Here is an 8,439-nt window from a genome sequence, read left to right on the forward strand (position 1 = left end):
AACCTGCAAAGTGAAGGCTTTGATGCGACCATCTGCTTTGCGGAACAGCACAAAGACCCTGACATTGTATTGCGCCGCATCATGCAAAGCCACAGGGCGCTTTGTGCCTCTCCTGAATATCTGGAAAAGCACGGAACGCCGACATGCTTTGACGATCTGGCCAAGCACAATTGCCTACGGATCGCTGGCAATTCCAGACGTAACAAGTGGAACAACAGCGATGTCACAAACGGGCAGGTATTCGAGGCGCGCGGCACCTTTGAAGGAAATAGCACCGACGTTATCTTTCACGCGACCCTTGCCGGCATCGGTATAGCGCGTTTGCCGCGCTATATGACGGACGCCAAATTCCGCTCGGGCGAATTGGTCCACGTATTGCCAGAGTATTCTCCACCAAGCACGGACATCGCCGTGATGTTCCCGGAGCGGCGCAATCTCGCCCCCAAAACCCGCGTCTTTGTTGATTTCCTTGTCCGCCATTTTCGCGTAGCACCTGAACGAACAAAGGCGAGCGCTTAGTCACTTGCTCAACAACCCACTCTTAAATCAGGACACTCAATGACAAAGACAACCACCCAGATTGGCAGAGAGCTTTCGGAACAACTGAACCCGGGCATGGAAAACGCGTTGAACGCACGCTACGGTCATTTATTGCCCGGAATGGCGGAAGGCGTGGTCGATTTCGCCTATGGGCGCCAATACGCGCGCCCTGGCCTGCCGCTACGCGACAGATATCTGGCGACCATCGCTGCCTTAACTGCCCTTGGTGGCCAGACTAAGCCACAGTTGATGGTTAACATCGCAGGCGGGCGCAAAGCGGGTCTGTCACAAGAAGAAATTGCAGAAGCTATCTGGCAGATGTCGCTCTATGGCGGATTGCCCGCAGCAATAAACGGGCTGAACGCAGCGCTAGAGGTCTTTGCCACAGAAGACGCAGCGACATAGCCGCGCCAGTAATCCGAGACATGCGCATAAATAGAAACGGGCGGCTTCGGAATTGTCCAAAGCCGCCCAAATTGTCAGTTTCCAGACGCCCGTAACCTTAGGCGCGCAGACCTGTTTCAACGTCGAAGTAATGCGCAAGCTCTGACTTGATCGTAAAGTTGATCGTCTCGCCCTTTGCTTCAGCTGGTGGCTTTTCAGTCTTCGCAATGAACTCCACACCCTGCGGCGAAATCAGATGAACCAGCGCGTATTCGCCAAGATTTTCGACCAATTCCAGCTTGCCCTGCACAACTGCATTCGCTGCATCGCACGGGATCAGATGCTCTGGGCGCAGGCCCACTTGCTCGCCCGCACCAACTTTGCGGCCCAAAATACCGGCAGCTGTGTCAGGCAGATCGTTTGCTTTGAAGAAGTTCATCTTCGGGCTTCCGATAAACTGCGCAACGAACGCGTTCGCAGGACGCTCATATAGCTCGATTGGCGAGCCGACCTGCTCAATGCGGCCATCACGCAGAACAACAATCTTGTCGGCAAGCGTCATCGCTTCGACCTGATCGTGGGTCACGTAGATCATCGTAGAGCCAAGACGTTCGTGCAAACGAGCGATTTCTAGACGTGTCTGAACACGCAGGGCCGCGTCAAGGTTGGACAAGGGTTCGTCGAACAGGAACACCTCCGGATCACGAACAATAGCGCGGCCAATTGCAACACGCTGGCGCTGTCCACCCGAAAGGTTACGCGGGCTGCGATCCAGATAGTCTGTGATCTGCAGGATTTCCGCCGCGGCGCTCACGCGCTTTTCGATCTCGGCAGGGTCGGTTTTCGCCTGCTTCAGACCGAAGGCCATGTTCTTGTAAACCGTCATATGCGGATAAAGCGCATAGGTTTGGAAAACCATCGCAACGCCGCGCTTGGACGCTGCAACATCGTTCACCACGGTTTCGCCAATCTTGACAGTACCGTCGGAAATCTCTTCCAGCCCTGCGATCATGCGCAGCAACGTGGATTTGCCGCAGCCCGACGGGCCGACGAAAACGACAAACTCGCCATCTTCGATATCGAGATCAACACCGTGCATGACTTGGGTTGCACCGTAGCTTTTGCGCACATCGCGCAGAGTTAGACCGGCCATTTTGCCTCCAATTCGGTTATTTCGCGTCGTAGGGTGTCAGCGAATTCAGGATAGGTTTCAGGAATATCACCCCAAAGCTGGCGACATGTAAAAAAGGCATCCGTACCAAGCATGGCGCTAAGCTCATCCCAGCTTGGTTCGATATACTTGAACGGTATTTTGCCCGCCGCCACATGGCGCGCAAAGACATACCAGCTAGCGATGCTGTGGATCGAATTGACAGGCACGATGCCCTGTTCGAAACAGCCAGCCAGCGTCGGGCGAATAAAGATCGGAAACTTGACCATACCGTCAGCGCAGATGCGCGCAACCGTGTCACCAATCGCTTGGTTCCCGAAACGGCGATCGATCTTGTCCAGATAGTCTTCTTTCAAAAACGGTAGATCAATCGTGATAGCGGGCAGAACCTCTTGCGATTCAAATGCACGGAAATGCGCGTGCAGGTGCGGCACCCGCATCGCGGCATCAAAGGTTTCGATGCCTTCCAGCGCAGCAAGATAGCAAAGCGCCGTATGCCCGCCATTCAGAACGCGGATTTTGGTTTCTTCATACGGATCAACATCAGGCGTCACCGTCACACCAGCGCGCGCCAGATCTGGCAGCTCTGTTTTGGATGTTTCCTGCAAAACCCACTGAATAAAATCTTCCGCAACGATGGGCGATGTTACTTTGTCACCAACGACTTGGCTCATTTCCGCGGCCAGTTCGTCCGAGCTGCGCGGTGTAATGCGATCCACCATCGAACACGGGAAGGCCACGTTTTCCGCCACCCAATCCGTAAGAACCTGATCGTTGCACGCTGTCAAATAGGCCAACAGATTACGGCGCAACATTTTGCCGTTCTGGCGAATGTTGTCACAACAAACAATCGTCAAAGGCGCGCCAGTGACGTTCATGCGTTGCTGCAAAGCGGTGCGTAGATAACCGTAAACCGTACTTGGCGAGCCACCCGAAACCTCGGTGGCAATCAATGCATCAGACGTGTTCAGGTTACCGTTCGGGTCAGTGTAGTATCCACTTTCAGTGACAGTGATCGTCACCATCTTGACCGAAGGCCTGGAAAGCAAAGCTTCGCTCGCGCTTTTATTTGCGCTCCAATCCATGAAATCAATATGGCTGCGCACACGGCGCAAGGCGACCTGCCCGTCCGCAGAAATCGACTTGAGGAAATAGCCATCATGACGGGCAACATCATCTGCTGCGTTCTGAAACTGGGCGGCTTCCCCGCCGCGCAGGTTTACTGCAACGATGCCCCAGCGTAGATCGCCCGTTTCTTGCATGTAGTCGTCAAAATAAACGGCCTGATGCGCGCGATGAAACGCTCCGAACCCCAGATGCACAACGCCCGCAGCACAGGCGCTCCGATCAAACGTTGTCGCAGCAATATGGGTCTGTACTGCGCTATTCATGGGTTTCCTCCAAGGCTGGAACCAGATCTTTTCGTGCCGTTTCGCGGTAGGCTGACGGCGTCATTCCCTTCTGTTTAAGGAAATGGCGATTAAAGTTTGCAAGGTTGTGAAAGCCGGCTTTATGGCAAATCGCCATCACGGGATCATCCGTCGCATAGAGCATGCCGCAAGCCTGCCCGATCCGAACGCGATTGACGAACTCGACAAAGCGGTGGCCCGTAACGGACTGGAAGTTGCGGCTAAATGTGGCTTGGGTCATGCCCGCCATTTTCGCGGCGTCGGTCACTGAAAACTCTTCTTTAAAGCGGGTCACAATGTGGTCAACAACCGCGCCAATACGCGCGTATTTGCTACCAACTGCGGGCGTAACAAGCTTGGCAGTCGACAAAATGCGCTTTTCCGCGTGCTCGTTCAGCCGCACCAGAAAGCGGACAAATGCAAGGATGCGCTCCGGGCCTTGATGGTCGCGAATTGCTTCCATGTGGCCGCGGGCAAATGTTGCATTGAAACCTTCGAACAAAATGCCCGATTGTGCGGTCATCAGCATATTGCGCACTTCGGCAAATTCAGGAAACCCGTTTGCGAGGCTTTCAACACTGCCATGACTGAACTGAACCAGCATATCGCGCACAGGAACGTTTTCGGTAAAGCTTTCATCGGAACGCCAGTTGTGCGGCAGGTTTGGCCCTGTCAGATACAGATCGCCCGCTTTAAACTCGCCGATATGGTCCCCCACGAAAGCCTTGCCAAAGGTCGCCGTGATTAAGTGAAGTTCATATTCTTCATGCGCGTGCCAACGATCCAGATGCGTTGGCCAGCCGTGCTCCAAATAGCGGATGGATCGCGTGGAGCGATCAACCATTTCAATTTCTGGGGCGATAATCGACATCTGTCTATCTCAACACATTTCCACCATCGACGCCGATGGTTTGAGCGGTCATGTAAGATGACTGATCCGAGGCAAGAAAGACTGCAACGCGCGCCACATCAGCAGGTGCTCCCATATAACCCAAGGGCACTGCTTCGCCAACTTCGCGTTTCTTCTGGCCGATTTCCTTACCTTCAAACTTGGCAAACATCGCATCGACAGTTTTCCACATCGGCGTATCAATCACGCCCGGGCTTATCGCATTGACGCGAACCTTATGCGGTGCAAGCGCCAGCGCAGCGGATTGAGTGTAGCTAATCACGGCGGCTTTGCTCGCGCAGTAATGCGCAACCAATGCTTCGCCGCGATGGCCCGCTTGACTGGCAAGGTTGATGATTGATCCGTGCTGGCCATGTGCCACCATAGATTTCGCGCAGGCCTGCATCACTGCATAAAAGGCGCGCACATTAACACTGAACAGACGGTCAAGTTGTTGCAAGTCACCCTCCTCCAGTATGCTGCCCATCGCAAAAAGCGCGGCGTTGTTAAACAGAACGTCAGGCTTGATTTCAGCGATCCAAGCTAGACAGTCGTCAAGGCCTTTCGGGTCCATCAGATCAAAGCGGACATATGTCGCCGCGCCGTCAAAGTCATCTGCGATATCGCTCGCATAGACCGTTGCTCCCATCGCGGCAAAATGCTCGACCGCGCTTGCGCCGATACCACCCGCAGCCCCGGTGACCAGGACCGTTTTACCAGTCAAATCTGTAGGGGCTGCGTTAAGGGTCATTTTACTTCACCGCACCGAATGTCAGGCCGGCAACAAGCTGCTTCTGGCAGAACCATCCAAGGATAACGATCGGTGCGATTGCGGCTGTGGACACAGCGGACAGTCGTCCGAAGAACAGACCCTCGGGTGCGCGGTTACCTTCGATCAACGTCGAAAGCGTCGCTGCATCAATCGTGGTCAGGCGCACGGTCCAATAGGCTTCGTTCCAGCAGAAGATAAACGTGAGCAGAGCTGTCGATGCGATGCCGCCCCATGCCAGCGGGATCAGGATATCCTTGATCTCGCCCCACGTAGAAACACCGTCCATTTTACCCGCTTCGATGATCTCTTTCGGGATTTCTTTGAAGTAGGTAAAGAGCATCCAAATCACGATAGGCAGGTTGATAAGGCACAGAACCAGGATCACCAGGAAATGCGTGTCATAGATCGACAGGAGGTTCTTCGTGAGGAAGGTCATCGGGTATAGAACCGCCGCCGCAGGAAGCATCTTGGTGGACAGCATCCACATCAGAATGTCCTTGGTGTGGCGCGATGGGTTGAAGGCCATCGCATAGGCCGCTGGAACACCCACGATCAATGCGAACAATGTCGCGAAGGACGATGTGATGACCGAGTTGATGGCGAAGCGCCAGTAATCGTAGTTCTCGGTCATGTTCGTGTAGTTCTCCAGCGTCGGCGTGAAGAAGAACAAGAACTCAGGCTTTACCGCATCCGCGTCGGTCTTGAAGCTGGTAAAGACCAGCCAGAAGATCGGAAAGAAGAAGATCAGCGCAATGATCCAAGCCGCGATGGGCCAGAGGATGTTACTAATACGGGAATTTTGAGCAACTGTTGCCATTGTCTTTTTCCTTAATCCATCAAGCTCTTGCCGACTATGCGCAGCAAGAAAATTGCGATGATGTTGGCGAGGATGACTGCGAAGATACCTGTGGCACTGGCTGCGCCAATGTTGTTGTTTGTGAACTCACCGATCAGATAAGGCAGGTTTTTGTTACCACTGCCGCGAGATACGATTTCGATTTCCGCATAGAGCGAAAGGTGGAAAATCGACTGGATCATCACAACAATCGCGATCGGGCGGGCCAGATGCGGAACCGTCAGGTTGATGAACTGGGACCACGCGTTTGCGCCATCCAGTGTCGCCGCTTCTTTCTGGCTTTCATCTTCGGATTGCAAAGACGTCATAAAGATCAGGACCGCGAAAGGCGTCCACTGCCAGGCAACCATCATGATTACCGCATAGGCAGAAGTTTGCGATGCACGGAAGGAAATCGGCTCAAACGTGGGCCATAGGTTGAAGAACCATCCAAGACCAGGGAAGTCGCGCAAACCATCGACAAGGTTGTTGATGCCGGCAACCGCGATGCCATTCAGACCAAGCACGGGATCAAGGATCATGTTGATCCAAAGAACACCGTTCACCGCTGGCATAACAAAGAAGGGCGAGATCAGCAGAACACGAACAATGCCGCGACCGGGGAAGTTACGGTTGATTAGAACCGCGATACCGAGGCCCAGAACAACTGTGATAATCAGAATGCTGCCAACAATCAGAACCGAGTTCTGGATGGCAAACAAGAAGTCCTTCGCCTTCAGAACATAGGCGTAGTTACCAAATCCGCGCCAGTTACTAAGCGACGGGGTCATCCACTCTGGCCGGACTGTACTGTTCAGCACGTAGCGAATGAATGAGAAATAAAGCGTCATGCTGAGAGGGACCAACATCCAGATCAGCAAGAGCGCGACGGCTGGCGTTTGGAGAATGCGGGGGAGCGTTCTATCGGACATGGCTCGAATCACCTTACAAGCAGGGGTTTCAAAAAATTCTAATTGTGTGCGGGTGTTTGTTCAGCGATCAGCAATCGTGACAGCACAGATCAAGCAAAACAAACGAACAAAACTTAAGGGGGTGAAGAGCCCGGAAACAACCGGGCTCTTCGTTATTTACCTAAACGGTTTAGTAGTAACCCGCTTCTTTCAAGATAGAGTCCGCTGCAGACTGCGCTGCTGCAAGTGCGTCTTCTACAGACTTGGCGCCGGACAAAGCCGCTGCCATTTCCTGACCGAATGCAGTACCGATTTCTGGGAACTCAGGGATCGCTACGAACTGAACACCAACATATGGCTTGATGTCTGTCGCTTCTGGAGCAGCAGAGTTGATCGCAGCAAGTTCAGCGTCCGCGAATTTCGCAGCTGCCTGGAACTCAGGGATTGCATATGTAGATGCACGCTGACCTGTTGGAACCTTGCCCCAACCGAAGTCTGGGTGGTTACCTACAGCCTGTACGTACTCTTTGGATGTTGCCCACTCGATGAACTTGTGTGCTTCTTCAGAGTTAGGCGAACCTGTTGGAACAGCCATTGCCCAAGCCCAGAGCCAGTTCGCACCCACTGGATTACCAGCATTTGGCGCCTGAGCGTAACGAACATTTTCGTTCTCAAGGAAGGACGCAGCGATTGTCGCATCGATCCAAAGGCCACACTTGCCTTCGTTATACAAAGCCAAGATCTCGTTGAAGGAGTTACCTTCAGAACCGGGAGGGCCGTAGTTCTGCAGCAAGTTCACGTACATCGTAACCGCAGCATTAAACTCAGGTGTGTCGAACGCTGGTGTCATGTCGGCGTTAAGATATGCAGCGCCGAATGAGTTTGCGATTGTACCGATGAATGCGCCGTTGTCGCCCCAACCTGGCTTACCACGGAGACATGCACCGTATACGCCGTTCTCTGGGTCGTGCATCGCTGCAGCAGCTGCTGTGATGTTATCCCAGCTGTCGTTGTCAGCGATTGTTACGCCAGCAGCGTCGGCCAAATCACCACGGTACATAACCATGGAAGATTCACCATAGAATGGTGCAGCATAAAGCTGACCGTCAGCGGACAGACCAGCACGCATAGCAGGCAGGATGTCGTCAACGTCGTAGTCTGCGCCAAAGTTCAGTGGCTCGATCCAGCCAGCGGCGCCCCAGATTGGTGCTTCCTGCATGCCGATGTTGATGATGTCGTACTGGCCGCCACCGGTTGCTGTGTCGGACGTGACCTGCTCGCGCAGAACGCCTTCTTCCAGAGATACCCATTTAAGAGCAACGCCTGTTTCTGCAGTATATGCCTCGGCAACTTTCTGCATGTTAATCATGTGACCGTTGTTTACGATCGCAATCGTAAGTGCTTTTGCGTGGCTGTCAGCAAACGCTGTTGTTGCGGCTGCAACGCCAAGTGTCAGGCCCAAAGCCGTGTTACGTAGAGATTTCATTATCTTCCTCCCAGAAGTCTAATAAACGGATCCGTATCGAAT

9 protein-coding genes are annotated in these 8,439 nt (G+C 53.5%); 2 read left to right on the forward strand and 7 right to left on the reverse strand.

The annotated features are described in order from the left end of the window. Nucleotides 1-519: substrate binding domain-containing protein (locus tag WBC85_RS14995; protein ID WP_424438997.1), on the forward strand; the 519-nt coding region annotated here is incomplete at its 5' end. Nucleotides 520-558: 39 nt separating this feature from the next. Beyond that, complete coding sequence (locus WBC85_RS15000; protein WP_424439000.1) at nucleotides 559-945, forward strand: carboxymuconolactone decarboxylase family protein; 387 nt, start codon at nucleotides 559-561, stop codon at nucleotides 943-945. A 97-nt stretch (nucleotides 946-1,042) separates the two neighbouring features. Here the strand turns inward: WBC85_RS15000 and WBC85_RS15005 are convergent, their stop codons facing one another. From WBC85_RS15005 to WBC85_RS15035, 7 genes are all read right to left on the reverse strand, one after another. Next, complete coding sequence (locus tag WBC85_RS15005) at nucleotides 1,043-2,077, reverse strand: ABC transporter ATP-binding protein (RefSeq protein ID WP_424439003.1); 1,035 nt, start codon at nucleotides 2,075-2,077, stop codon at nucleotides 1,043-1,045. Beyond that, the gene (locus tag WBC85_RS15010) at nucleotides 2,065-3,486 is read right to left on the reverse strand and encodes a mannitol dehydrogenase family protein (protein WP_424439006.1); all 1,422 of its coding nucleotides are present in this window, start codon (nucleotides 3,484-3,486) and stop codon (nucleotides 2,065-2,067) included. Before WBC85_RS15010 ends, WBC85_RS15005 begins: the two co-directional genes overlap by 13 nt. Next, nucleotides 3,479-4,375: a helix-turn-helix domain-containing protein gene (locus tag WBC85_RS15015; RefSeq protein ID WP_424439009.1), complete on the reverse strand. Its 897-nt coding sequence runs from the start codon at nucleotides 4,373-4,375 to the stop codon at nucleotides 3,479-3,481. The genes WBC85_RS15010 and WBC85_RS15015 overlap by 8 nt, the downstream gene beginning before the upstream one ends. A 4-nt stretch (nucleotides 4,376-4,379) precedes the next feature. Further along, nucleotides 4,380-5,144: an SDR family oxidoreductase gene (locus WBC85_RS15020; protein WP_424439012.1), complete on the reverse strand. Its 765-nt coding sequence runs from the start codon at nucleotides 5,142-5,144 to the stop codon at nucleotides 4,380-4,382. A 1-nt stretch (nucleotide 5,145) separates the two neighbouring features. Beyond that, nucleotides 5,146-5,982, reverse strand: coding sequence for a carbohydrate ABC transporter permease (locus WBC85_RS15025; protein WP_424439015.1), 837 nt, complete (start codon nucleotides 5,980-5,982; stop codon nucleotides 5,146-5,148). Between the two features lie 11 nt (nucleotides 5,983-5,993). Continuing rightward, nucleotides 5,994-6,932, reverse strand: a complete 939-nt coding sequence (locus WBC85_RS15030; RefSeq protein WP_424439018.1) for a carbohydrate ABC transporter permease — start codon at nucleotides 6,930-6,932, stop codon at nucleotides 5,994-5,996. Between the two features lie 169 nt (nucleotides 6,933-7,101). After that, nucleotides 7,102-8,397: an ABC transporter substrate-binding protein gene (locus tag WBC85_RS15035; protein WP_424439021.1), complete on the reverse strand. Its 1,296-nt coding sequence runs from the start codon at nucleotides 8,395-8,397 to the stop codon at nucleotides 7,102-7,104. Nucleotides 8,398-8,439: the final 42 nt, after the last annotated feature.

The sequence above is a fragment of the Planktotalea sp. genome (assembly GCF_049680325.1).
GTDB lineage: Bacteria > Pseudomonadota > Alphaproteobacteria > Rhodobacterales > Rhodobacteraceae > Planktotalea.

Coding starts and splice junctions, on each gene's coding strand:
- WBC85_RS15000 (WP_424439000.1), top strand. CDS start 559: ATGACAAAGACAACCACCCAGATTGGCAGAGAGCTTTCGGAACAACTG.
- WBC85_RS15005 (WP_424439003.1), bottom strand. CDS start 2,077: ATGGCCGGTCTAACTCTGCGCGATGTGCGCAAAAGCTACGGTGCAACC.
- WBC85_RS15010 (WP_424439006.1), bottom strand. CDS start 3,486: ATGAATAGCGCAGTACAGACCCATATTGCTGCGACAACGTTTGATCGG.
- WBC85_RS15025 (WP_424439015.1), bottom strand. CDS start 5,982: ATGGCAACAGTTGCTCAAAATTCCCGTATTAGTAACATCCTCTGGCCC.
- WBC85_RS15030 (WP_424439018.1), bottom strand. CDS start 6,932: ATGTCCGATAGAACGCTCCCCCGCATTCTCCAAACGCCAGCCGTCGCG.
- WBC85_RS15020 (WP_424439012.1), bottom strand. CDS start 5,144: ATGACCCTTAACGCAGCCCCTACAGATTTGACTGGTAAAACGGTCCTG.
- WBC85_RS15035 (WP_424439021.1), bottom strand. CDS start 8,397: ATGAAATCTCTACGTAACACGGCTTTGGGCCTGACACTTGGCGTTGCA.
- WBC85_RS15015 (WP_424439009.1), bottom strand. CDS start 4,375: ATGTCGATTATCGCCCCAGAAATTGAAATGGTTGATCGCTCCACGCGA.